The organism is uncultured Methylobacterium sp., from assembly GCF_964242245.1.
GTDB lineage: Bacteria > Pseudomonadota > Alphaproteobacteria > Rhizobiales > Beijerinckiaceae > Methylobacterium.
Window position 1 is genome coordinate 1 of record NZ_CAXTBY010000057.1, and the last position, 24,455, is coordinate 24,455.

Here is a 24,455-nt window from a genome sequence, read left to right on the forward strand (position 1 = left end):
TGAACAGCGAAGAACGCGACGTCATCTCCGGCATCTTCCAGCGCCTGGAGCAGGCCTCGAGCCAGCCCCGCGACGCGGACGCCGAGCGCTTCATCGCCGACAGGCTCCGGGCCCAGCCCTACGCGCCCTACGCCATGGCGCAGCTCATCTACGTGCAGGAAGAGGCGATCAAGAGCCTGAACCAGCAGCTCGAGCAGGCGCGCCATGCGCAGGCGGCGCAGCCGCAACCGTCGGGCGGCGGCTTCCTGTCGAGCATCTTCGGCGGCGGATCGCAACGGCAGGACCAGCCGCAGCAGCGCCCCGGCGGCGCCTGGGGCAACCAGGGCGGCGCGCCGCAGGGGTACCCTCAACAGGCTTACCCGCAGCAGGGCTACCCACAGGGCGGACCGCAGCAGGGTGGTCCCTGGGGTGGCCAGCCGCAGCAGGCTCCCGCGCGCGGCGGCGGCTTCATGGCCACCGCCCTGCCGATGGCGGCGGGCGCGGCCGGCGGCATGCTCCTCGGAAGCGCGCTGTCGAACGCGTTTGCCGGCGGCCATTCGAGCCTCGGCAGCGCGGCGGCTGCCGGGCTCGGCGGCGGCACGACGGTCGAGAACAACTACTTCGGCTCGGATGCCGGCGGCAGCCAGGATTTCGGCGCGCCACTGGGTGCCGGAAGCGACTCCGCCTTCGACGGTGGCAGTGGCGGTGGCGGCAATGATGATTTCGCCGGCGATCTCGGCAGCGGCGACGACAGCGACTGGGCGTAGTCCAGAGTCCGCCTTCGGCCCTCAAGGCCGTGCCTGACACGAACCCGGCGTCGCGGAACGGCGCCGGGTTTTTTCATGCCTCCGCAGCTTGGGAATCAAGGACGGGCTCGGCGTCGTCAGAGAACCTCGACGCGCGTGCCGACCGGGACGCGCTCGTAGAGGTCGACCACGTCGTCGTTCATCATCCGGATGCAGCCCGAGGAAACCGACTGTCCGATCGTGTGCGGCTCGTTGGTGCCGTGGATGCGGTACAGCGACGAGCCGAGATAGAGCGCACGCGCCCCGAGCGGATTGCCCGGACCGCCCTCCATGTATCGCGGCAGGTCGGGCCGGCGGGCGAGCATTTCCGGCGGCGGCGTCCAGCCCGGCCACTCGGCCTTGCGGCTCACCGTCTTGAGCCCGGCCCAGGCGAAGCCCGGCCGTCCGACCCCGATGCCGTAGCGCAGCGCCCGGCCGCCGGGCTGCACGAGGTAGAGGTACTTCGCGGGCGTATCGATCACGATCGTCCCGGGCGGCTGGCGGCCGGAGAACTCCACCTCCTGCCGGGCGTAGCGCGGATCGAGGCTGCGCGCGATCCGATCCGTCTCGCCGGCCGGCGCCTCGGGCAGCGCGGCGTAGCGCTGCGTCGGCACGCGCGCGGCGCGAGGTTCGATCGGGTCGCCCGATTGCAGGGATGGGCCGCCGGGCGCGCCCGCGCGACCTACGCCGCCGAGGACGAGGTACTCGATCAATCCGCCGCCGTAGGCCCCGGACCCGGCGTACTGGGCTTGCGCCCGGGCCGCGCTGCTCCAGCCCGATGCGGCGAGCACCGCCGCCACGCACCACCGCGCACGCATCGTCTTCGACCTCCGTGAACCTCAGCCGGGCACGGTGCCGGCAGGAATGCCCGAAGGTTCGGCGAGGCCTGCGCGATTTCGGTGAAGGAACGTGGTGAATCGCGTCTCGGTCGCGAGCCATGCCCGCTCGTCCCGCGGCAGCGTGAATCGTCGGTAAATCGATGGCGGCGACCGGGATGTTCAACAAACGGCAACCACTCGGTGGCATGTCTGAGGGACACGTCGCAGATGGCCGTTCGAACCGATGATCCAGAAGCGCTATCGCATCGAAGACAGCCTCGGCTTCGCGCCCGTGCCGCCCTCCGCTGGTGAGACACCGGCCGAGGGTGGGGCGCGCCTCGACGAGATCCTCGCCGCCATCCAGGACCTGCGCCGCATCACCCAGGCCAGCGCCGGCGAGACCATCGAGGCCTGCCGGCGCGAGCTGAGTGAAGCCTTCGCGATGCGCGCGGAACTCGACGTGATGAAGGAGGCGATCACCAGCACGCGGGACGAGATCGCCACCCTGTACCGCTCCGAGCACACCGGACAGGGCATGCGGCGGGCCGCCAGCGAGCTCGATGCCGTGGTCGGTTCGACGGAGCGCGCCACCTCGACCCTGCTCTCGGCGATCGAGGACATCGAGGCGGGCGCCAACATCCTGCGCGCCGGCCGCCTCGGCAAGGCCGGGCAGGATCAGGTCGATGTCATCCTGGAGCGGGTGGTCGTCGCCTACGAGGCCTGCAACTTCCAGGACCTGACCGGGCAGCGCATCAGCAAGATCGTCGGCGTCATGAGCTTCGTCGAGGAGCACCTCGACCGGATGATCGCGACTTGGAGCGGGCTGGAGAGCTTCCGCGACCTCGTCGAGAACACCGCCGGCGTGCCGGACCCGGACGACGAGCGCTCGCTGCTCAACGGGCCGAAGCTCGACGAGGACCCGGGGCACGTCGACCAGTCCGACATCGACGCCTTGTTCGATTGATCCACCGCGCGGCACGGTGCCGGAGGCGGGCCTGGTCCCGTCCCGATTCCGCATCGCACCCCTTCCCTCGCGAATCCCGCGGGCTTAGATCACGGCGATGAGCCGGAGAGCCCCGTCAGGCCGCAGCGCCGAGGATCTGCCCCCCGACGCCTTCGACGACGAGCGGGACGACGGTGCGGCCGTCCAGGACGAGCCCGCCCAGCAGGACGAGGCGCCCGAGATCGACTTCGATTTCGAGCCCGGCGCCGTCGAGGCCGGCACGGAGGTCATCCGCCGGTTCTGGAGCACGCTGCCCTCGGGGCCCGGCGTCTACCGGATGTTCGATGCCAAGGGCGACGTGCTCTACGTCGGCAAGGCCAAGAACCTCAAGGCCCGCGTCGGCTCCTACGCCCGCGGACAGGCGCATTCGAACCGCATCGCGCGGATGATCTCGCAGACGGCGGCGATGGAGTTTGTCACCACGGCCACCGAGACCGAGGCCCTGCTGCTCGAAGCGAACCTGATCAAGCAGTTGAAGCCGCGCTTCAACGTGCTGATGCGCGACGACAAGTCGTTTCCCTACATCCTCGTCACGGCCGACGGGCCGGCGCCGCAGATCATCAAGCACCGCGGCGCGCGCCGCCGCAAGGGCAGCTACTACGGCCCCTTCGCCAGCGTCTGGGCGGTCAACCGCACGGTCAACGCCCTCCAGCGGGCCTTCCTGCTGCGCACCTGCACCGACAGCTACTACGAGAACCGCACGCGGCCCTGCCTGCTCTTCCAGATCAAGCGCTGCTCGGGCCCCTGCACCGGCGAGATCGCCCTCGACGATTACGCGGGCATGGCGGACTCCGCGAAGACCTTCCTCGCCGGCAAGTCGAACGCGGTGAAGGACCGGATGCGCGCCGAGATGCAGGAGGCCTCCGACGCGATGGAGTTCGAGCGCGCCGCGCGCTTCCGCGACCGGATCAGCGCCCTCTCGGCGATCCAGGGCGTACAGGGCGTGAACACGCAAGGGGTCGAGGAGGCCGACGTGTTCGCCCTGGACGAGCAGGCGGGCCAGTTCTGCATCGAGGTGTTCTTCTTCCGCAACTTCCAGAACTGGGGCAACCGCGCCTACTTCCCCAAGGCCGACCGCAGCATGAGCCCGGATGAGGTGCTCGGCTCGTTCATCGGCCAGTTCTACGACGACAAGCCGGCCCCGCGCACCGTGCTGACGAGCCACGCGATCGAGGATGCGGAACTCGTGGCGGCCGCGCTCTCCAGCCGGGTCGCCTACCGGGTCGAGGTCCACCAGCCGCAGCGCGGCGAGCGCAAGGCGCTCGTCGACTACGCGCAGCGCAACGCCAGGGAGGCGCTCGGACGGCGGCTCGCCGACACCGCCTCCCAGGGCAAGCTGCTCGCGGCGCTGGGCCAAGCCTTCGCCCTGGAGCGGACCCCGCGCCGGATCGAGGTCTACGACAACTCGCACATCATGGGCACCAACGCGGTCGGCGGGATGATCGTGGCCGGGCCCGCGGGCTTCATGAAGACGCACTACCGCACCTTCAACATCAAGTCGGAGGAGCTGACGCCGGGCGACGATTACGGGATGATGCGCGAGGTGCTGCAGCGCCGCTTCAAGCGCCTCGTCAAGGAGGCGCCGCGCGATCTCGCCGAGGCGGCCGTCGCCGCCACCGAGGGCGGCGCGCCGGAGCCGGTGCCCGAGGATACCGACAGCTTCCCGGCGTGGCCGGACCTCGTGCTGATCGACGGCGGCAAGGGCCAGCTCGACGCCGCGCGCGCGGCGCTCGCCGAGATCGGCGTCGCGGGCGTTTGCCTGATCGGGATCGCCAAGGGCCGAGATCGGGATGCCGGCCGGGAGACCTTCTTCGTGCCCGGCCGTCCGGCCTTCAAGCTGCCGCCCCGCGATCCCACCCTGTACTTCGTCCAGCGCCTGCGCGACGAGGCCCACCGCTTCGCCATCGGCAGCCACCGGGCCAAGCGCAAGCGCGAGCTGATCCGGAACCCGCTCGACGAGATCGCCGGCATCGGCCCGAGCCGCAAGCGGGCGCTCCTGCACCATTTCGGCACCGTCAAGTCGATCGAGCGCGCGGCTTACGAGGACCTCGCCAAGACGCCGGGCGTCAACGCGGCGACGGCGCGCGCGGTCTACGACTTCTTCCACGCGGGCGGCTGAGCGGCGCGCCAACGGTTGACGCTGTCGAGCACCCGTGATTTCACCGCCCCGATGAACGCCGTCCTCCCCCGACGCCGGTCGCAGGCCTGGACGCTCGCGAACTGCCTGACCTACGGCCGCCTCGTCGCGGTCCCGGTGATGGTGGCGCTGCTGTTCTCGCCCGAGTCCGCGACGACGCGGTTCACGGCGCTCGCGGTCTTCGTCGTCGCCGGCATCACCGACTACCTCGACGGCTACGTCGCCCGCACCTACGCGCAGAGCTCCGCGCTCGGCCGGATGCTCGATCCGATCGCCGACAAGCTGCTGGTGGCCGCCTGTCTGCTGATGCTGGTGGCCGACCAGACCATCGCCGGCGCCTCGGTCGGGGCGGCGATCGTGATCCTCTGCCGGGAGGTGCTGGTCTCGGGCCTGCGCGAGTACCTCGCCGAGCTCAAGGTCGGGGTGCCCGTGAGCCGGGTCGCCAAGTGGAAGACCACGGTGCAGCTCGTGGCGCTCGGCTTCCTCGTCGCCGGGCCGGCCGGCGAGACCATCCTGCCGGGCACCGAGCAGATCGGGATCGTCCTGCTCTGGCTCGCCGCGGCCCTCACGCTCTGGACCGGCTGGGACTACATGCGGGCCGGCATCAAGCACGTCATCGACGACCCCCGCTGACGTCCCGGTTTCGCGCCGCTCGCTGGCGTTGACGTCGATGCGGGCCGTTCGAGCCGCAGGGATCGAGATATCATGAAGCTCGTCTACTTCGCCTGGGTGCGCGAGCGCATCGGCCGCCCGGAGGAGACCGTCACGCCGCCGGTCGAGGTCGCGACGATCGCCGACCTGATCGGCTGGCTCAAAGGTCGGGGCGAGGAATATGCCTACGCCTTCGAGAACGCGGGCGTGGTCCGCGCCGCGATCGACAAGGTGCACGCCAAGGCCGATGCATCCATCGTCGGCGCCCGGGAGATCGCGTTCTTCCCGCCGATGACCGGGGGATAAGCACTGTCCAGCGCGGTGGTTGCCGGCGTGCGTGAGGGCGATGCGACGCCGTGGAAGAGGTCACGCACGCCGGAGCGCCGCTGCCGCGGTCAGGGCGGCGGCGAGCAGCGTCACGGCCACGGGCGTCGCCGAGGCGTCGTGCCAGGAGGCGACCGCCAGGGTGAAGAGCGCGCCGAAGGCCATCTGCATGAAGCCGTAGAGGCTCGAGGCCGCGCCCGCCGCGTGCGGATCGACGTTCATCAGCCCGGCGACCGCGTTCGGCCCGACCAGACCCACGCCCACCGCGTAGACCACCAGCGGCGCGATCAGGCTCCCGACCGAGAGGCCGCCCGCCCGGTCGATGACCAGAAGCGACAGGGCGCCAGCGAGGCAGAGCAGGTTGCCGCCCCGCGCTGCGCGCCGGATCGGGACGCGGCCCGCGAGCCGGCTCGCCAGCGTCGCCCCCGCGACCATGCCGAACACCACGATCAGGCAGTCGAGCCCAACCTCCTGCGGCGAGCGCCCCAGGCGGTCGACCAGCAGGAACGGCGCCGCGGCGAGGAAGGCGTAGAGGCTTGTGCCGGCGCACGACCCGGCGATCATGTAGGCGCGAAACGCCGGAATCCGCATCAGCCGAAGGTAGCCCGCGGCCATGGCGCCGGGGCCCGGCAGCGCGATCCGGTGATGGTTGGTTTCCGGCAGGGTGAACACCACGAGGGTAGCCAGCACCGCGACGAGGGCGGCCAGCGCCACGCACACCGACCGCCAGCCGAATGCCTGCGAGACGCCGCCGCCGAGCGCGGGTGCCAGCGCGGGGATGAGCGTCATCGCCAGCGTCAGGATCGCGAGCTTGCGCGTCGCGTCGGCGCTGGTGGAGACGTCGCGCACCATCGCCCGGCCGATCACCAGGGAGCCGCAGGCCCCGAGCGACTGAGGACGCGGGCGGCGACCAGGACGCCGATGCTCGGGGCGGGGATCGCGAGGAACAGGCCGACCAGGTAGAGGGACAGGCCGCCGATCAGCACCGGGCGGCGCCCGAACCGGTCCGAGAGCGGCCCGTAAACGAGCTGCCCGCCCGCGAGGCCGACGAGGTAGAGGGTGATCGTGGGCTGCGCCGCGGCGGGCGTCGTTCCGAGGTCCGCGGCGGCCAGCGCCGGCACGAAAACGTGCAGGGCGAGCGTGCCGGTCATCGTCACCGCGACGAGGAGGGCGAGCGGAGCCCTGCGTTCGGGGGGCCCGCCGGGCGATCGATCGGGCAAGGAAATCCTTTCCGGATGTGCCGGAGGCCGTCGGCGCGCGGGCGGCGGGCCCGTCCCTACTGCGTGCCGGCCCGGTCCACCACGGCGCGGGCGGCGGCAAAGGCCGCGTCGGCGTCGAGGTGGGTGGTATCGAGCACCACGGCGTCGGCGGCGGCCTTGAGCGGCGCCGTGGCACGCGCCGCGTCGCGGGCGTCGCGGGCCTCGATGTCGGAGAGGATCGCGTCGAGCGTCGTCTTCTCGCCGCGGGCGGAGAGTTCGCGGTGTCGGCGGCGCGCCCGCTCGGCGGCGGCGGCGGTGATGAACAGCTTCACCCGCGCGTCCGGGCAGACGACGGTGCCGATGTCGCGCCCGTCGAGGACGGCGCCGGCGCTGGTCCCGGCGAAGCGCTGCTGCCACGCCAGCAGCGCCGTGCGCACCGCCGGCACCGCCGAGATGTGCGAGGCCGCCTCCCCCATTGCCCGCTCGCGCAGGCGTGGATCGGCCAGACGGTCTGCGATCAGGCCGGCGGCCGCGCGGGCGGCGGCCGCCTCGTCGTCGAGGGAGGCGCCGGCATCGATGAGCATCAGCGCAACCCCGCGATAGAGCAGGCCGGTGTCGAGGTGCGGCAGGCCGTAATGCCGGGCGAGGCGCTGGGCCAGCGTCCCCTTGCCGGAGGCTGCCGGCCCGTCGATGGCGATGACCATGGGCATGCTAATCCGCGATCCCTGCGCCGAGACCGCGCATGGTCGGCAGGAAGCTCGGGAAGCTCGTGGCGATCATCGCCCCGTCGTCGATGACGACAGGGTCCCGGGTGGCGAGCCCCATCACCAGGAACGCCATGGCGATGCGGTGGTCGAGGTGGGTCGCGACCGTTCCCCCGCCCCGCGGGGCCGCCCCGTCGCCGTGCACGATCAGGTCGTCGCCCTCGATCAGGTGGGCAACGCCGTTGACCTTGAGCCCTCCGGCCACCGCGGCGAGGCGATCCGACTCCTTGACCCGCAACTCGTGCAGGCCGTGCATCCGGGTGGTGCCCGCGGCGAACGCGGCGGCGACCGCGAGCACCGGGTACTCGTCGATCATCGCGGGCGCCCGCTCGGCCGGCACGTCGACGCCGTGCAGGCGGCTCGCGCGCACGCGAAGGTCCGCCACGGTCTCGCCGCCCTCCTCGCGCTCGCGCAAGGCCTCGATGTCGGCGCCCATCTCGATCAGCGTCGTGATGAGGCCGATGCGCAGCGGATTCATCATGACGCCCTCGATCGTCACCTCGGAGCCCGGCACGATCAGCGCGGCGACGAGGGGAAAGGCCGCCGACGACGGATCGGCCGGCACCACCACGTCGGTACCGCGCAGCGTCGGCTGGCCGGTGAGCGCGACGCTGCGGCCGTAGCCCTCCGGGCCGTGCCGGGTCACGGACACCGCGGCGCCGAACAGGCGCAGCATGCGCTCGGTGTGGTCGCGGGTGGCGGCGGCCTCGACCACCGTCGTGATGCCCGGCGCGTTGAGGCCGGCGAGCAGCACCGCCGACTTGATCTGCGCCGAGGCCGCGGGCGTCTCGTAGGTGATCGGGATCGCCTCGCGCGGACCCCGGAGTGTCAGCGGCACGCGGCCGCCCTCGGACTCGGCCAGGACCTGCGTGCCCATCCGCCGCAGCGGATCGAGGATGCGGCGCATCGGGCGCGAACGGAGCGAGGCGTCGCCGTCGAAGGTGGCGGTAACCGGTTGGCCGCCGACGACCCCCATCATCAGCCGCGAGCCGGTGCCGGCATTGCCGAAATCGAGGGTCTCGGCCGGATCACTCAGGCCGCCGATGCCGACGCCGCGGACGATCCATCGCCCCTCCGCCCGACGCTCCATGGTCGCCCCGAGCGCGCGGGCTGCGGCGGCGGTGCGCAGCACGTCCTCGCCCTCCAGGAGTCCCTCGATCCGGGTCTCGCCGATGGCGAGCAGGCCGAGGATCATCGCGCGGTGCGAGATCGACTTGTCGCCGGGCGGCCGCAGGGTGCCGCGCAAGGGCGCGCCGGGCGAGGCGGAGAGCGGGGACGGCTCGAAAGCGTGCGACACGGGCGGGCAACTTCGCAAACGTCGAGGCGCCGGGACGCCGGGGAGCCTTCCGCGTCGCGGGGCCTGCGCGGGATCGTGCTGCGGTCGGTTATCACGCGCGTCGCCGCCCGTCATCCGACCGCCCTGTCCACGTTCGCATCGCCCGCGCGCCTGGCCAGCCGATCGCGGGCGAGGTTCACGCCGGGCGGCGTCCCAAAAAAGGGGTTGAGTCGACCGCAAGGCCCGCCTATAGAACCGCCCTTGCCGGCCGGCATCGAAGGACGGCGAAACCGCGGCCTACCTGCGCCGTGGCGGATGAGAGTGGGGCCTTAGCTCAGCTGGGAGAGCGCTTCCATGGCATGGAAGAGGTCATCGGTTCGATCCCGTTAGGCTCCACCATCCTCCCCTTTCATCGTCGCGCATCGCGTGGACGTTCGCGTCTCCGGCCGCTATGGCGGTCGCCGGACCAGCGTCGCGTTCAGGCGGCCATCCTCGTGCTCGCGATGGCGATGATCGGCTCGGTGCGCTCCGTCCCCGCCGAAACCGCCTCAACGCCTGACGATCCCGCCGGGCTGATCGAGACGCTTCGCACGCGCATCCTCTCCGGTCACAGCGCCACCGCCGTGCTGGAGGCGTGGTGCGCCGAGCGCGGCCTCGCGGCCGACCCGCACCTCGTCGCCCGCCGCGTGCCCGGCCCCGACAAGCCCCTCGACGCGATCCGGCGCGACCGCCTCGCCCTCGCGCCGGACGAGCCTGTCCGCTACCGGCGCGTTCGGCTCACCTGCGGCGTCCACGTCCTGTCCGAGGCCGACAACTGGTACGTGCCCGGCCGCCTGACGCCCGCGATGAACGCCGCGCTCGATGGCACCGAGGCGCCCTTCGGCCGGGTTGTGCGCCCCCTCGACCCGACCCGCCGCAACGTCGCGTTGCGCCCGCTGCGGGAGGCCGCCACCGGCCGCCCAGGTGCCGGGGACCCCTTGTTCGAGGTCGACGCGGTGCTGACGACGGGCGCCGGCCTGCCCTTCTGCGAGGTCGCGGAGACCTACCTCGGCGCCGTGCTCAGGCGTGGGCCGTAGGATGGCTTTCGTCCGGCTCTGCCTTGCGAGGCCGGACGCGCGGTGGCTATTCCTCGGCGATAGTCCGAACGGGCAGCGCGCCGGAGGATGTTCATGAACCTGCGACCAGCGAGAACCCTCGGCCTTGCAGGACTTGCCATGCTGGTCCTCGCCAGCGGCGCGGCGCGCGCGCAGGTCGCCGGCGACCCGGCCGGCATCTGGCTGACGGAGACCGGGGATTCGCGGGTGCGCCTGTCGCGCTGCGGCGCCGGCTACTGCGGCACCCTCGTCAGCACCGCCGGCAAGGGCCTCGACGCGAACAACCCGGACCCGGCCCTGCGCACGCGCAGCGTCGTCGGCGTGCAGATCGTCAACGCAGCGACCGCCACCGGGGACGGCTATTCCGGCACGCTCTACAACCCCAAGGACGGCAAGACCTATTCCGGCTCGCTCAGGATGATCGGCCCGAACGCGATCGAGGTCTCGGGCTGCATCATGAGCGTGTTCTGCAAGCGCCAGACCTGGAGGCGGGTGGGCTGAGGCTTGCTCACCCCGCCAGCGCCGCGGCGATGGCGTCGAGGGCGGCCTGGGCGCCCGCCCCCTCGGGACCTCCGGCCTGGGCCATGTCGCGGCGCCCGCCGCCGCCCTTGCCGCCGAGATGCTCCGCACCGGCCCGCACCAGCGCGACCGCGTCGTAGCGCTCGGTCAGGTCGGGGGTGACGCCGACCACGAGCCCGGCCTTGCCGTCGGCGGCGACGCCGACGATCGCGACGATGCCGGAGCCGAGCTTCTGCTTGCCGGCATCCGCCAAGCTCTTGAGGTCGCGCATCTCGACGCCTTCGATCGCGCGCGCCATCAGCCTGACCCCGCCGACCTCGCGGGTCTCGTCGCTGCCCGCCGGGCCGCCCATCGCGAGCTTCCTGCGCAGGTCCGCGATCTCGCGCTCCATCCGGCGGCGATCCTCGATCAGGCCGGCCAGCCGGTCGGACACCTCCGTCACCGGCGCCTTGAGCTGGCCCGCGAGCGCGCCGAGCATGCGGCTCTCCTCGGCCCGGTGGCGGCGGGCGGCGCGTGCCGTCATCGCCTCGATGCGGCGCACGCCCGCGCCGACCGCGCTCTCGGCGAGGATCGTGATGGTGCCGATGTCGCCGGTCCGCGCGGCGTGCGTCCCGCCGCAGAGCTCGATGGAAAAATTCGGCAGGCGTCCCGCCCCGGTCTCGGCACCGGTCTCGTCCACCGGCCGGCCCATCGCGACGACGCGGACCTCCTCGCCGTACTTCTCGCCGAACAGGGCGCGGGCGCCGGATTCGATCGCCTCGTCCACCGCCATCAGCTTGGTGACGATCGCGCCGTTCTGGAGCAGCACCGCGTTGGCGATGTCCTCGACGCGGGCAAGCTCCGCCGCCTCGATCGGCTTCGGGTGACTGATGTCGAAGCGCAGGCGCTCGGGCGAGACGAGCGAGCCCTTCTGCGCCACGTGCTCGCCGAGCACCTGCCGCAGGGCCTCGTGCAGCAGGTGGGTCGCGGAGTGGTTGGCGCGGATCGCCCTGCGGCGGGCCTGGTCGACGCGCAGCTCGACCGCCTGTCCGACGCTCAAGCTGCCCGCCTCGACCGCGACGTGGTGCACGAACAGGTCGCCGAGCCGCTTCTCCGTGTCGGTGACGCGTACCTTCAGGCCGGACGCCGCGATCGTGCCGGTGTCGCCGACCTGACCGCCGGACTCGGCGTAGAACGGGGTCTGGTTGGCCAGCATCAGGCCGCTCTCGCCGGAATGCAGCGCCTCGACTTCCGCGCCGTCGCGCAGGAGCGCGCTGACGATGCCCTCGGCCTGCTCGGTCTCGTACCCTAAGAACTCCGTGGCGCCGACGCGGTCGCGCACCGAGAACCACACCGTCTCGGTGGCGGCCTCGCCGGAGCCCTGCCACGCCGCGCGCGCCGCCTGCCGCTGGCGCTCCATCGCCGCCCCGAACGCGTCCGTGTCCACGCCGATGCCGCGGGCTTTCAGGGCGTCCTGCGTCAGGTCGAGGGGGAAGCCGTAGGTGTCGTAGAGGGTGAACGCCGTCTCGCCGGAGAGCTTCTGGCCGGCTTGCAGGTCGCCGGTCTCCGCGTCGAGGATCGCAAGGCCGCGCTCCAGCGTCCGGCGGAAGCGGGTCTCCTCAAGGCGCAGCGTCTCGGAGATCAGGGCCTCGGCCCGGACCAGTTCGGGATAGGCCCGCCCCATCTCGCGCACCAGCACCGGCACGAGGCGGAACATCATCGGCTCGCGTGAGCCCAGCAGTTCGGCGTGGCGCATGGCGCGGCGCAGGATGCGGCGCAGCACGTAGCCGCGGCCCTCGTTGCCCGGCAGCACGCCATCGGCAATGAGGAAGCTGCCCGCCCGCAGGTGGTCGGCGATCACCCGGTAGGAGGCCACGTTGCCCGCCTGCGGCGGCTGGCCGACGGCGTGGGAGACGGCGTCGATCAGCGCGCGGAACAGGTCGGTCTCGTAGTTCGAGGTCACGCCCTGGAGGATCGCGGCCATGCGCTCCAGGCCCAGACCGGTGTCGATCGAGGGCCGCGGTAAGTCGAGCCGGCTGCCGGGCTGGACCTGCTCGTACTGCATGAAGACGAGGTTCCAGAACTCCAGGAACCGGTCGCCGTCCTCGTCCGGAGAGCCCGGCGGGCCGCCGGCCAAGCCCGGCCCCTGGTCGATGAAGATCTCCGAGCACGGCCCGCACGGGCCGGTGTCGCCCATCTGCCAGAAGTTGTCCGACGTGCCGATCCGGATGATCTTACCATCGGGAAAGCCCGCGATCTTCTTCCACAGCGAGGCCGCCTCCTCGTCGTCCGCGTAGACGGTGACGAGCAGGCGGTCAGGCTTGAGGCCGAACTCGCGCGTGATCAGGGTCCAGGCCAGCTCGATCGCCCGGGGCTTGAAGTAGTCCCCGAAGGAGAAGTTGCCGAGCATCTCGAAGAAGGTGTGGTGGCGCGCGGTGTAGCCGACGTTGTCGAGGTCGTTGTGCTTGCCCCCGGCCCGGACGCACTTCTGCGCCGTGGTCGCCCTCGCGTAGGGCCGCTTCTCGACGCCGGTGAAGACGTTCTTGAACTGCACCATCCCGGCATTGGTGAACATCAGGGTCGGGTCGTTCTTCGGCACGAGCGAGGACGAGGGCACGACCGCGTGGTCCGCGCCCGCGAAGTAGTCGAGGAAGGCCGACCGGATCTCGTTGACGCCGCTCATCGCAGAACTCTGTGCTGGGCCGGGCTTTTTCGCGCGCGGAGAGGAGCCGCCGGGGCTGCAAGCGCGAAAACGCCCTCATAAGGAGGGACGCGGCGCAAGTCACGGGTGCTTCGCCCCGGGCACGCGGCCGGAGCCGCGGCTCCGCCGCCGATGGGCTCAACCTCGGCCGTGTTGTCGCCACATCTGTCAAGCCAGATCAGGGGGAAGGCGTCGTCGACGGCGCGGGAACGGGATTTCGAGTCGCACATGCAGGGCCGCACCGCCGGATCGTCTCGCAAGGCCGCCACATCCACCCGGGACGCCGCCATGACCGCGAAGGGCCGCTTCGGCGCCGGCGCCGTCTCCGACTGCATCACCGTCTCGGCCCAGATCGGGCGCAGCCACGGCAGCCGTCCGGCGCTCGCCCGCTCCGTCCTCTCGATGTCGCTGTTCGCAGGCGCCCTGAGCGCCCTGCTGATCGGATCGGGCGTCGAGCTCGGCAAGATCGGCCTGGAGCAGGCGGTGTCCTCGGCGCAGGCCGCCACCGAGATCCCGATGCCGCGCCCCCGCATCCAGGCGAGCGTCCTGCCGGTCCCCGCCGCCGAGGCGCCGATGGTGCTGCGCGCCTCGTCCGCCTTCGCTGCGGTCCACGACCTCGACACGGAGCTGGGCTCGAACGCGGTCGACCGGGTCTCCTACGACTTTCTGCTCTCCGAGAGCGCAGGCGGCGACCCCAACGACATCCTCGAGTTCGGCCCGATGAAGATCCGGCGCCACCTCGTCCAGACCATCGTGCGGGCGGCGCAGGCGGTGCAGACCGACCCGGTCCTGCTGATGGCGGTCGCCGACAAGGAATCGAGCTTCATCACCGCCGTGCAGGCCAAGACCTCCTCGGCCACCGGCCTGTACCAGTTCATCGAGCGGACGTGGCTCGGCTGCGTGCGCGACTTCGGCGCCAAGTACGGGCTGGGCAAGGAGGCGGCGCTGGTCGTCGCCGATGCCAACGACCGCCCGTCCGTCGCGGACCCGGCCGAGCGCACCCGCCTCCTCGAACTGCGCCGCGACCCCTATCTCTCCGCGCTGCTGGCCGGCGAGATGCTCAAGCGCGACGCGGCGCGGATCGCCCTGCGGATCGGCCGCGACCTGTCGCTGGGGGAGGTCTACCTCGCCCACTTCCTCGGGCCGGACGACGCTCAATCGTTCCTCGCCAAGGTCGCCGACAAGCCGGGCGCGGCCGCAGCCCAGCTCCTGCCCGGGCCGGCGCGGGCCAACCGCACGATCTTCTTCTCGGCCGCCCGCAGCCGCCGCAAGAAGGCCGCGAGCCTGTCCGTCGCGGAGGTTCACGAGAAGTTCGAGGCGATGATGAGCGCCCGGGGCGCGCGCTACCGCGACGTTCGCGCCGTCTCCGGCGTGACGGCCTATGCCGACGCCGAGGCCGGCGCTCAGTAAGGTGATCCCGGAATCGTATCGCGTCGGCAACTGACGGCACTTTCCCGACTTCTTTCCACGAACGACCCGCATCCGCGGGACGCGGCGCGAAGACTTCGGGGGGCCAGTTCTTGACGAAACCGATCCGCCACCGGCCCATCGATACCCTCACGCCCGAGATCCCGCTGGATCAGATCGGGGAGACCCTGGCGTCGTTCTACGACAGCCTCGTGGCCGAGGGCGTTCCGGAGCACCTCGCGGCGCTGGTTCGGAAGGTCCGCCAGTCTGAGGTCGATGCCGCGGGCCTGTCGGCGCCGCTGGAGGCACGGCCGCGGGTGCAGCGGCTCGCGCTGGTCGTCGAGGACGATCGCGAGATCCGTGCCTTGGCCGAGGCCCTGCTCGAGGAAACCGAACTCGCGGTCGTCGGCTGCGACAGCGCCGAGGCGGCGCTCGCGGTGCTACAGGCCCGCGGCGGCGACGTGGCCCTGGTCTTCGCCGACGTGCGCCTCGCCGGCGCCATGGACGGGGTCCAGCTCGCCCGGGCCGTGGCGACGCTGTGGCCGCGTGCCCGCCTCGTCGTCACCTCCGGCCACTGCGTCGACCGGCCGGACATTCCCACCGAGGCCGTCTTCATCCAGAAACCCTGGCGCGCCCTCGACGTCCTGCTGGAAGCCGAGCGCGCCTCGGGCGAGCCGCCCCCGCCGATCGGCTGACCTTGCCTGCGCATAGCCGGGCGTCCGGATCTCAAGGTCTCGGGGCGCAGAATTTGCACGGACGGCGTACCCGCGGAGTTCCCGTCCTTGCCGATCCTGTCCGTCCGGCACGTCACCGTGTACCGATACCGTCGCCCGGTCGCCTTCGGTGAGCACCGGATCATGTTCCGCCCGCGCGACAGCTACGACCAGCGCCTGATCGAGGCCACGCTGGACATCGACCCGCAGCCTGCCTCGCTGCGATGGATGTTCGACGTGTTCGGCAACTGCGTCGCCGTCGCCCGCTTCGAGGGCCGCAGCGACACCCTGCGCTTCGCCTGCGGCATCACCCTCGACCACACCCCCGAGCACGCCCCGGTCTTCCCGCTCGCCCCGCACGCGACCCATTATCCCTTCGGCTATGGCGCCGAGGACATGCCGGACCTGTCCCGATCGATCGAGCGGGAATGGCCCGATCCGCACCACGCGGTCGATGCCTGGGCGCGGGGCTTCATCCCGGCCGACGGGCGCATCCCGACCCAGGACCTGCTCGCCGACATGACCCGCAGCGTGCGGCGCAACTTCACCTATCTCGCCCGCAGCGAGAAGGGCGTGCAGGACCCGGTGACGACGCTGCGCCTCAAGCGCGGCTCCTGCCGCGACTTCGCGGTGCTGATGATCGAGGGGGTGCGCGCGCTCGGCATGGCCGCCCGCTTCGTCTCCGGCTACCTCTACAACCCCCGCAACGACCGCGACCGGCACGTCGGCGGCGGCTCGACGCACGCCTGGGTCGGCGTCTACCTGCCGGGTGCCGGCTGGATCGAGTTCGACCCGACCAATGGCATCGTCGGCAACCGCGACCTGATCCGCGTCGCCGTCGCGCGCGATCCGCGGCAGGCGGTGCCCCTGCACGGCTCGTACTTCGGCCTCGCGAGCGACGATCTCGGCATGAGCGTCGACGTCGCCGTCACGGAGCAAGCGCAGACACCGTCGATGCAGGACGCCCTGTCGGCGTGATGAACTCCGAAGCGCCGACCCGAACGCCGCGCGTTTCGTTCAAGAGGACTGGCAGGTGGCTGCGATGAAGATCAGGACCGGTTTCGATATCGCCTTCGATTCGGCGCAGCCGACCCCGATGATCCTGATGCTGAGCGTCCACCCGTCGCGGCTGCCCGATCTCCTGACGCCGCAGGCGATCCGCTTCGATCCGCCGATCCCCTGCCGCCAGTACGAGGACGGCTTCGGCAACCTCTGCCACCGCATCGTCACGCCGTCCGGCCTGCTGACGATCTCGGCCGACTTCACGGTTCAGGATTCCGGCCTCCCCGACGCGGTCGCGCCCGATGCCCGGCAGATCCCGGTGCAGGATCTGCCCGACGACGTGCTCGTCTACCTGCTGGGCTCCCGCTACTGCGACACCGACAAGCTCTCGCAGACCGCATGGTCCCTGTTCGGCGCGTCGCCGGAGGGATGGGCGCGGGTGCAGGCGATCGTCGACTACGCGCACGAGCGCATCCGCTTCGACTACCAGCGGGCCGACGCGACGCGCACGGCCCATGACGGCTTCATGCAGCGCGAGGGCGTCTGCCGCGACTTCGCGCACCTCGCCGTCACCTTCTGCCGCTGCATGAACATCCCGGCGCGCTACTGCACGGGCTACCTCGGCGACATCGGCGTGCCGAAGGACCCGGCGCCGATGGACTTCTCGGCGTGGTTCGAAGTCTACCTCGAAGGGCCGGAGGGCGGGGGCTGGTACACCTTCGACGCGCGCCACAACACGCCGCGGATCGGCCGCATCGTGATGGCGCGCGGACGCGATGCCACCGACGTCGCGATCACGACGAACTTCGGCTACGCGCACCTCGCCCGGTTCGACGTTCACACCGACGAGGCCGGTTGATCCTCAAGCTTCGTCCCGGAGCATCCGAGGACCGCGCGGCTGAACGCGCCGACGACGGTGGATCGCCGTTCGACCGCAGGCATCCGGTACGTATTTCCGCACCGACAAAATCTTCCCCGCCCCGTGGAACCTGTCGCCAATGCTCACGCTTGTCATGGCAAAGGTTACTGCACAGGTAGGCTCCATCATGAAGACCTCCGCCACCGCCCTTGCCGCCCTGATCGGGCTCTCGGTTCTTGCCGGCACGCCGGCCATGGCCGCCTCGACCTACGATCCCTTCGGGAGCGACGCCGAGGACGTCTACGGCGATCGGGTCCAGTCCTACGGCTACCAGGGCACGCCGAGCCGCGACTATTACGGGCAGCAGCCCGGAACTTACGCGCCGGGCTACGGGCAGGGCGTCCAGGCCGCGCCGCAGGCCCAGGTGCAGCCGATCCCGCGCGAACTCGTCGCCTTCAACGGCGACTACAAGCCGGGCACGGTGGTGGTCTCGACGGCCGAGCGCCGCCTCTACTTCGTGATGCCGAACGGCGAGGCGCTCCGCTACGGCGTCGGCGTCGGCCGGCCCGGTTTCGCTTGGTCGGGGGTGAAGACCGTCACGGCGAAGAAGGAGTGGCCGTCGTGGACGCCGCCCGCCGCGATGATCGCCCGCCGCCCCGATCTGCCGCGCTACATGGCTGGCGGCGTCGAGAACCCGCTCGGTGCCCGCGCCATGTACATTGGCAACACCGAGTACCGTATCCACGGTTCGAACGAGCCGGACACGATCGGCCAGGCCGTTTCCTCGGGCTGCATCCGGATGACCAACGAGGACGTGACCGACCTCTACGAGCGCGTGAAGGTGGGCGCGAAGGTCGTCGTCCTGAACTGATCTTCGACGTCGCGCGGGCGGGTCTCGGCCCGCGCGTCGGACATGGGGTCAGGAAGCCCTGCCGTCGAGTTCGATGGCAGGGCTTCCTCGTTCGAAGCGCACCGTCGCGAAGGGTGGTGGGACGGCAACCCGCCTACGGCACCACGCGGCCGACCGCGGTCTGCGCCGGGTTGAAGGGCGCGATCGGCATGTCGCAGAAGCAGCGGGCGCCGAGGGGGCGCGGGTCGGGCAGCGGGCAGGAATAGGGCTTCGGCCCCGAGATGCCCTGCTGAACCGCATCGCAGTTCAGGCCGACGGCCCGCTGCGGTCCCGGGCGGCCGCCGCGCTCCCGGTAGACCGGCCGCTCGTCGTAGCCGCGCCCCCCCGGAGCCTCGTCGTAACCCTGTGCCTGGGCGGTCTGCACGGCCAGCAGCGCGCCGAGGGCGGCGAGGCTGAGGCTCAGAGTCTGTGGCATGGCGTCCTGTCCCCGGATCGTGGAGTTCCGCGCGTACGGAGCGCTACAGCCTTGCCCGTCCAAAGCGGGCGAAAACGAGACGGCCCGCCCCCGACAAATCGGGGGCGGGCCGGGTTCAGGGATCTTCGGCGGTCCGCGCCCTGCCGGGCGACGGCCGCGGGTCCGGCGCCTCAGTGCGTCGCCGCGTCGGCGGCGGCCTGAGCGTCGTGCGCCGTCTGCCTCGCGGCGTCGCTGCCCTGCTCCATCGCCTTGCGGGCGTTGTCGGCGCCCTCCTGCATCGCGGTCTTCGCCCGCTCGGCGCTCTGCTGCATCGCGCTCTGCGCAAGGCCGCCGAAATCCTTGGCCTGTGCCTGGATCGCGGCGAACTGGCTGCGCACGAACTCGGCCTGATGCTGCATCGCCTCCTGCAGATCGCGCGAGCGGACGAGTTTCTGCGCCAAGTCGAAGGCGGCGTTGACGTTCTGCTCGGCGTACGAGAACCCACGGGCCGACACGTCCTGCGCGCTGGTGTGGGCGACCTCGGCCGAACCCTTGACGGTGTCGGCCGTGCGGCGGGCGGCGCCGATGAAGCTGTCAAACGCCTTGCGCGCCTGATCGACGCTCTTCTCGGCGAAATCGCGCATCTCGGGCGGAACTTCGTAGGTCGGGGAATTGCTCATGCCTCGTCTCCTCTCATTGTTGCCTGTCCGTACATTATTATGCAGTGCACAATAACATATGTTAACACTTCGGCCACCGCGCGGGGCGGCGTTAGGGTTACCAGAACGTAAACGTGTGATCGGCCGCGGGAAGGTCCAGAGCCCGACCCGGCTCGGCCTACAACGACCGTCCCGGCAATCATACTCTTACAGGACAGGCTCGATGGCGGCAGATGGGGCCGGATCGTTGAACATGGGGGGTGCGATTCGTACAGGGCTCGAAGGCGCGCTTCTCGCTTGGTCGCGCGATCCCGTGCTTGCCGGGCCGCTTGCCGATCCGGTGAGCGCTTACCTCGTCCTGGACGGCGCCGCGACGCGGATCCTGCACGCCTCCGCGGCGGCGGCACCCGTCGTCCCCGCGATCGCGGGGGCGGACGGAACGCTTCATCCCGGTGTCTGCCTGTCGCGCCAGATCCTCGGTGTCGTGGCAGCGCCGCGGCTCGTTCGGCTGCGCCTCGACCCGCGCCGCATCGCGCCGCCGGTCCTGTGCGTCGTCGCGCGCGGCGATCAGGACGGCGACGACGTGCTCCTCCTCCTCGTGACCGAACCGCTGCCCGTCCGGCGGCGTCGCATGCCTTCCGGCGCGTCCGCCACGCCGGTGAGCGGATCAAGCGGTCCCGTGTCCGACCCGGCCCAGCCGGCCGGTCCGTTTGCGCCGACGGTCGGCGACCGCTTCGTCTGGCGCAGCGACGCCGACGATGTCCTCACGGTCCTCTCCGGCCCATCCGCGGCGGAACTCGCCTCCGTCCTCGTCGGGCGGAGTTGGGCGGCGCTCGCCCGGGCCGGGCAGCTCTCCGGCGCGGATGCGTTCCTCGATGCGCTCTCCGAACGGCGGACGTTCCGCGGAGCCTCCGCCGTGCTGAGCCTCGACGCGACGGGCCCGCGTGCCGCCGTCGATCTCTCCGCCGCGCGCCTCGGTCGCCGCGGCGAGGCCTTCGCGGGGTTCGGCGGGTACGGCGTCGTTCGCGCGGTGACGGAGCCGAGCGCCGTTGCCGAAGCGGAGGCCCCGCGGTCCGTCGCCGCCGTGACCGTGCCGCCGTTCGAAGAGCAGGCCGTGTCCGAGGTCGGGGCCGCCGCGCTCGAAGCCGACATCCCCGCGACGCTGCCCGATGCCCGGTTGGCGTCCTGGCCGCCCGCGCTCCCTTCGGTGAGGGGCGTCGGCACCGTTCGCATCGCGGGCGCCGCGCCCGGGCGATCCGAGCCTGACGCGCCCCTTGCGCGACCGGAAGCGTCGGGCGTGATGGACGACCCTGCGCCGGCCTCGATCCCCGCGGAACCCGCGCCCCCCGACGATCCGCCACCGTCGGACGGTGCCACGGCCGCGGCGCGCGAAGGCGTGGACGCGGCCCTGTCGGTCACGGAGCATGCGGCCTTCCGCGAGATCGCCCGTGCGCTGGGCGCCCGGTACGCCGGGGACGACGAGGGCGCGCGGTCCGAGGCCGGTCTCCACTCGGCGCGCTCCGAAGGCGGCGCCGTGATGCCGTTTCCCGTCGCGAAGGCGCCGGAGGCGAGTTCGCCGGGGGACCGATCGGACTCCTCCGGCGCGGAGGCCGCGCTCCTCGAAGCCCTGCCCACCGCGATCCTGGTCCATCGTGGCGACGCCGTCCTCGCAGCCAACCGCCGGTTCCTCGCCCTCACGGGCTACGCCGACCTCGAGACCCTGCGGAGCGCCGGGATCGGGCGACTGTTCCGCGGGCTGTCGCCTGATCGGCACGGCACGGATGCGTGGGCGTTGCAGCGTGAGGGACTTCCCGTGCTGATCGAGACCGCCGACGCCGGAAGCCGGCCGGTCGCCGTCGAGCACGGACCCGTCGTCTGGCATGGGGAACCGGCTGCCTGCCTGATCGTGCGCGCCGTTCCCGCGTCCGACCCGGCCGGCGAGCACGCGGCCGCACACGTGGCGCGGGCGTTCCGCGAGGGTCACGCGGCCGAGGCCCGCGCCACCCTCGATGCCCTCGACGACGGCGTGGTCACCCTCGATGCGGCCGGCCGCGTCGTCGCGATGAACCGCGCCGCCGCAGCCCTGTTCGCGTGCGATCCGCGCGAGGTCGTCGGCACCGGCTTCCCGTCGCTGTTCGAGGCCGCCGACCGGGATGCCGTTCGCGCCAGTGTCGCGGCGATGGCGCCCGAGCCCCGCGTCGTCGCGGTCGGCCCCGGCCTGCCCGTCGACCTCCGGGTCTCCGAACCTGGACCCAACGGCATCCGAGCCGTCGTGCTTCGGGCGCGCGGGCCCGACGTGGCGCCACCGACGCCATCCGGCCTCGATCGGCCGGCCTTCTTCGGCCTCGTAGACCGCGGGATCCGCGCGCCGGTGGACGGCATCCTCGGCCTCGTCGCCGGGATGCTCCCGGAGCCCTTCGGACCGATCGACGAGCGCTATCGGGACGCGCTTTGCGCCATCAAGGCCTCGGGCGAGGCCGTGCTCGGCCTCGTCGCCGACCTGTCCGACCTCGCCACCATCCAGGCCGGCGACCGCGCGCTCACGGTGCGCCCGCTGCCCCTGAACGATCTCGTGTCGAGTTGCGTGGCGCTGCTTCAGCCGGAGGCCGCGCGCGGCCGCGTCGTCCTGCGCACGAGCTTCTCGCCGGACCTCGCCGCCCTCGATGCGGACGAGCCCTCGATGCGGCAGGCCGCCCTCACCGTCATCGCCGATGCCATCCGTGTCGCCGGCGCCGGCGGCCAAGTCATCGTCTCGACGATGCCGGGCGAGCGCGGCGGGGCGGCGCTCAAGGTTCGCGGCACCGGGCCGGGCCCGCGTTCCGAGGAGGGCGAGGGGTTCCTCGAACCACCCGGGACCGGGCCGCGCCGGGGCGGCACCGCACTTGGGCTGCCGCTGAGCAGGGCGCTCGTCGAGGCCAATCACGGGCGCCTGAACATCTCCAGCAAGGACGAGGGCACTCTCGTCGAGATCCTGCTGCCGGGCCCGCAATCCCGACACGCCTGAGCGGCCCGCCGCGCTCCCGGCCGGCGGCCGGATCGCATCGTGCGACCTGCCGGCGTCGAGACATTCGAGCGTCATTGTCAGGCCGCTCCTTAACCCCAGTCGGCTTCAATGTTCATCCGAGGCGGAGGTTCGAGGCACGTCGCTGCTTCGACGCTTCTGCTGGGGCCCGCGCAGGGCTGTCCCCCGGGGCGCCGTCTGGATTGATCCAGTCTCGCCGCGAGAGTCCTTGACAGGCATCGCGCGCGCCGCCTAGCAAGAACTGCATTGTGCTCAATCTAAACAACGATCGGGCGCGCTCTTGCGGCATCGATGCGGCCGCCTTTATGACGATCCTGGACGTTGACAATCTTTGGAAGTCCCGGCTGCGCGGATGACCGCGATACGATCGGGCACCAATCAGGGAAGAAGCCGATGGGCGAGACGATCGTCGAGGTTCAGGACGCGTGGCGCGCAGGCGCCCACGTCGACGACACGCAGTATCTGGAGATGTACCGGGCCTCGATTGTCGATCCGGAGCAGTTCTGGGGCGAGCATGGCCGGCGCATCGACTGGTCGACCCCGTATTCGCAGGTGAAGAACACCAGCTTCGAGCCGGGCAACGTCTCGATCGCGTGGTTTTCCGACGGCAAGACCAACGTCGCCTACAACTGCGTCGACCGGCACCTGGAGACCCGCGGAGACCAGACCGCGATCATCTGGGAAGGAGACAGCCCGGACGAATCCCGGCACATCACCTACCGCGAGCTGCACGCGCAGGTGTGCCGGATGGCGAACGTCCTGCGCGAGCGCGGCGTGTCGAAGGGCGACCGCGTCACGATCTACATGCCGATGATCCCGGAGGCCGCCTACGCGATGCTCGCCTGCGCGCGGTTGGGGGCGGTCCACTCCATCGTCTTCGGCGGGTTCTCGCCGGATTCGCTCGCCTCCCGCATCGAGGGCTGCGCCTCCCGGCTCGTGATCACGGCCGACGAGGGCCTGCGCGGCGGCCGCAGGGTGCCCCTCAAGGCCAACGTCGACGCGGCGATCGCCCGCCTCGGCAAGGGCGCGGTCGATCACGTCGTCGTCGTGCGCCGCACCGGCTCGGACGTCGCGATGGAGGCGGGCCGCGACGTCTACTACCACGAGGCCGCCGAGCAGGTGACCGACGCGTGCCCGGCCGAGGGGATGGAGGCGGAGCACCCGCTCTTCATCCTCTACACCTCGGGCTCCACCGGCCAGCCCAAGGGCGTGGTCCACACCACCGGCGGCTACCTCGTCTACGCGTCCATGACGCACCAATACGTCTTCGATTACCGCGAGGGCGAGGTCTACTGGTGCACCGCCGATGTCGGCTGGGTCACGGGCCACAGCTACATCGTCTACGGGCCGCTCGCCAACGGCGCGACGACGCTGATGTTCGAGGGCATCCCGACCTACCCGTCGAGCTCCCGCTTCTGGGACGTGGTGGACAAGCACAAGGTCAACATCTTCTACACCGCGCCGACCGCGATCCGCTCGCTGATGGGCGGCGGCGAGGGCCCGGTGAAGCGGACCTCGCGCGCCTCGCTCCGCGTCCTCGGCTCGGTCGGCGAGCCGATCAACCCGGAGGCCTGGGACTGGTATTACAAGGTCGTCGGAGACTCGCGCTGCGCCATCGTCGACACGTGGTGGCAGACCGAGACCGGCGGCATCCTGATCACGCCGCTGCCCGGCGCGACGCGGCTGAAGCCCGGCTCCGCGACGCGTCCGTTCTTCGGCGTGCAACCGGCCATGGTCGATGCCGAGGGCAAGGTGCTGGAGGGCGCCTGCGAGGGCAACCTCTGCATCACCGAATCCTGGCCGGGCCAGATGCGCACCGTCTACGGGGACCACGCGCGCTTCGAGCAGACCTACTTCTCGACCTATCCGGGCAAGTACTTCACCGGCGACGGCGCCCGCCGCGACAGTGACGGCTACTACTGGATCACGGGCCGCGTCGACGACGTGATCAACGTCTCGGGCCACCGCATGGGCACGGCGGAGGTCGAATCCTCGCTCGTGGCGCACGCCAAGGTCGCGGAGGCCGCGGTGGTCGGCTATCCTCACAGCCTCAAGGGCCAGGGCATCTACGCCTACGTCACCCTCAACGAGGGCGAGGAGGGCGACGACGCCCTGCGCAAGGAACTCGTCACCTGGGTCCGCAAGGACATCGGCCCGATCGCCTCGCCCGACCTGATCCAGTTCGCGCCGGGCCTGCCCAAGACCCGCTCGGGCAAGATCATGCGCCGCATCCTGCGCAAGATCGCCGAGGACGACTTCG

The 24,455-nt window shown here is 71.5% G+C and carries 20 protein-coding genes, 1 tRNA gene and 1 pseudogene; 15 read left to right on the forward strand and 7 right to left on the reverse strand.

Annotated elements, in window-relative coordinates:
• A partial coding sequence (locus ACFE8Y_RS12985) for a DUF2076 domain-containing protein (protein ID WP_375464801.1) occupies window positions 1-746 on the forward strand: 746 nt, incomplete at its 5' end.
• Between the two features lie 116 nt (window positions 747-862).
• On the opposite strand, the gene ACFE8Y_RS12990 is transcribed toward ACFE8Y_RS12985, so the two are convergent.
• Window positions 863-1,582 (reverse strand): L,D-transpeptidase, encoded by a 720-nt coding sequence (locus ACFE8Y_RS12990; protein WP_375464802.1) that lies wholly within the window; start codon window positions 1,580-1,582, stop codon window positions 863-865.
• Between the two features lie 244 nt (window positions 1,583-1,826).
• Between ACFE8Y_RS12990 and ACFE8Y_RS12995 the strand changes: the two genes are divergently transcribed.
• The 4 genes from ACFE8Y_RS12995 (at window position 1,827) to moaD (ending at window position 5,679) form a co-directional block, all read left to right on the forward strand.
• Window positions 1,827-2,546: a protein phosphatase CheZ gene (locus tag ACFE8Y_RS12995; RefSeq protein WP_375464803.1), complete on the forward strand. Its 720-nt coding sequence runs from the start codon at window positions 1,827-1,829 to the stop codon at window positions 2,544-2,546.
• A gap of 97 nt (window positions 2,547-2,643) precedes the next feature.
• Window positions 2,644-4,704, forward strand: a complete 2,061-nt coding sequence (gene uvrC / locus ACFE8Y_RS13000) for an excinuclease ABC subunit UvrC (protein WP_375464804.1) — start codon at window positions 2,644-2,646, stop codon at window positions 4,702-4,704.
• A 51-nt stretch (window positions 4,705-4,755) separates the two neighbouring features.
• Complete coding sequence (gene pgsA / locus ACFE8Y_RS13005) at window positions 4,756-5,355, forward strand: CDP-diacylglycerol--glycerol-3-phosphate 3-phosphatidyltransferase (protein WP_375464805.1); 600 nt, start codon at window positions 4,756-4,758, stop codon at window positions 5,353-5,355.
• A gap of 72 nt (window positions 5,356-5,427) precedes the next feature.
• Complete coding sequence (moaD, locus tag ACFE8Y_RS13010) at window positions 5,428-5,679, forward strand: molybdopterin converting factor subunit 1 (RefSeq protein WP_375464806.1); 252 nt, start codon at window positions 5,428-5,430, stop codon at window positions 5,677-5,679.
• Between the two features lie 60 nt (window positions 5,680-5,739).
• Here moaD and ACFE8Y_RS13015 read toward each other — a convergent pair.
• The 3 genes and pseudogenes from ACFE8Y_RS13015 to aroA all read right to left on the reverse strand — a co-directional run bounded on the left by ACFE8Y_RS13015 (window position 5,740) and on the right by aroA (window position 8,957).
• Window positions 5,740-6,848: pseudogene (locus tag ACFE8Y_RS13015) on the reverse strand (multidrug effflux MFS transporter).
• Window positions 6,849-6,973: 125 nt separating this feature from the next.
• The gene (locus ACFE8Y_RS13020; protein WP_375464807.1) at window positions 6,974-7,606 is read right to left on the reverse strand and encodes a (d)CMP kinase; all 633 of its coding nucleotides are present in this window, start codon (window positions 7,604-7,606) and stop codon (window positions 6,974-6,976) included.
• A 1-nt stretch (window position 7,607) separates the two neighbouring features.
• Window positions 7,608-8,957: a 3-phosphoshikimate 1-carboxyvinyltransferase gene (gene aroA, locus ACFE8Y_RS13025; protein WP_375464808.1), complete on the reverse strand. Its 1,350-nt coding sequence runs from the start codon at window positions 8,955-8,957 to the stop codon at window positions 7,608-7,610.
• A gap of 302 nt (window positions 8,958-9,259) precedes the next feature.
• Here aroA and ACFE8Y_RS13030 point away from each other — a divergent pair.
• The 3 genes from ACFE8Y_RS13030 to ACFE8Y_RS13040 all read left to right on the forward strand — a co-directional run bounded on the left by ACFE8Y_RS13030 (window position 9,260) and on the right by ACFE8Y_RS13040 (window position 10,531).
• A tRNA-Ala gene (locus tag ACFE8Y_RS13030) sits at window positions 9,260-9,335 on the forward strand.
• 122 nt (window positions 9,336-9,457) lie between these two features.
• A complete protein-coding gene (locus tag ACFE8Y_RS13035) occupies window positions 9,458-10,012 on the forward strand; it encodes a hypothetical protein (RefSeq protein ID WP_375464809.1) in 555 nt (184 codons plus the stop codon).
• Between the two features lie 138 nt (window positions 10,013-10,150).
• Window positions 10,151-10,531: a DUF2147 domain-containing protein gene (locus ACFE8Y_RS13040; RefSeq protein ID WP_375464819.1), complete on the forward strand. Its 381-nt coding sequence runs from the start codon at window positions 10,151-10,153 to the stop codon at window positions 10,529-10,531.
• 7 nt (window positions 10,532-10,538) lie between these two features.
• Here the strand turns inward: ACFE8Y_RS13040 and alaS are convergent, their stop codons facing one another.
• Window positions 10,539-13,211, reverse strand: a complete 2,673-nt coding sequence (gene alaS, locus ACFE8Y_RS13045) for an alanine--tRNA ligase (RefSeq protein ID WP_375464810.1) — start codon at window positions 13,209-13,211, stop codon at window positions 10,539-10,541.
• A 246-nt stretch (window positions 13,212-13,457) separates the two neighbouring features.
• Between alaS and ACFE8Y_RS13050 the strand changes: the two genes are divergently transcribed.
• From ACFE8Y_RS13050 to ACFE8Y_RS13070, 5 genes are all read left to right on the forward strand, one after another.
• Window positions 13,458-14,639, forward strand: coding sequence for a transglycosylase SLT domain-containing protein (locus ACFE8Y_RS13050; RefSeq protein WP_375464811.1), 1,182 nt, complete (start codon window positions 13,458-13,460; stop codon window positions 14,637-14,639).
• 158 nt (window positions 14,640-14,797) lie between these two features.
• The gene (locus tag ACFE8Y_RS13055) at window positions 14,798-15,331 is read left to right on the forward strand and encodes a response regulator (RefSeq protein ID WP_375464820.1); all 534 of its coding nucleotides are present in this window, start codon (window positions 14,798-14,800) and stop codon (window positions 15,329-15,331) included.
• A gap of 87 nt (window positions 15,332-15,418) precedes the next feature.
• The gene (locus ACFE8Y_RS13060) at window positions 15,419-16,327 is read left to right on the forward strand and encodes a transglutaminase N-terminal domain-containing protein (RefSeq protein ID WP_375464812.1); all 909 of its coding nucleotides are present in this window, start codon (window positions 15,419-15,421) and stop codon (window positions 16,325-16,327) included.
• A 64-nt stretch (window positions 16,328-16,391) separates the two neighbouring features.
• Entirely contained in the window at window positions 16,392-17,210 is an 819-nt protein-coding gene (locus ACFE8Y_RS13065; protein WP_375464813.1) for a transglutaminase family protein, read from the forward strand.
• Between the two features lie 187 nt (window positions 17,211-17,397).
• The gene (locus ACFE8Y_RS13070) at window positions 17,398-18,081 is read left to right on the forward strand and encodes a L,D-transpeptidase (protein ID WP_375464814.1); all 684 of its coding nucleotides are present in this window, start codon (window positions 17,398-17,400) and stop codon (window positions 18,079-18,081) included.
• A 133-nt stretch (window positions 18,082-18,214) separates the two neighbouring features.
• Here ACFE8Y_RS13070 and ACFE8Y_RS13075 read toward each other — a convergent pair whose 3' ends face one another.
• The gene (locus tag ACFE8Y_RS13075; RefSeq protein WP_375464815.1) at window positions 18,215-18,535 is read right to left on the reverse strand and encodes a hypothetical protein; all 321 of its coding nucleotides are present in this window, start codon (window positions 18,533-18,535) and stop codon (window positions 18,215-18,217) included.
• Between the two features lie 170 nt (window positions 18,536-18,705).
• Window positions 18,706-19,194: a phasin gene (locus ACFE8Y_RS13080; RefSeq protein ID WP_375464816.1), complete on the reverse strand. Its 489-nt coding sequence runs from the start codon at window positions 19,192-19,194 to the stop codon at window positions 18,706-18,708.
• A gap of 319 nt (window positions 19,195-19,513) precedes the next feature.
• On the opposite strand from ACFE8Y_RS13080, the gene ACFE8Y_RS13085 reads away from it, so the two are divergent.
• Together ACFE8Y_RS13085 and acs are read left to right on the forward strand one after the other, a co-directional pair.
• Window positions 19,514-22,177: a PAS domain-containing protein gene (locus ACFE8Y_RS13085; protein ID WP_375464817.1), complete on the forward strand. Its 2,664-nt coding sequence runs from the start codon at window positions 19,514-19,516 to the stop codon at window positions 22,175-22,177.
• Window positions 22,178-22,588: 411 nt separating this feature from the next.
• Window positions 22,589-24,455: acetate--CoA ligase (acs, locus tag ACFE8Y_RS13090; RefSeq protein ID WP_375464818.1), on the forward strand; the 1,867-nt coding region annotated here is incomplete at its 3' end.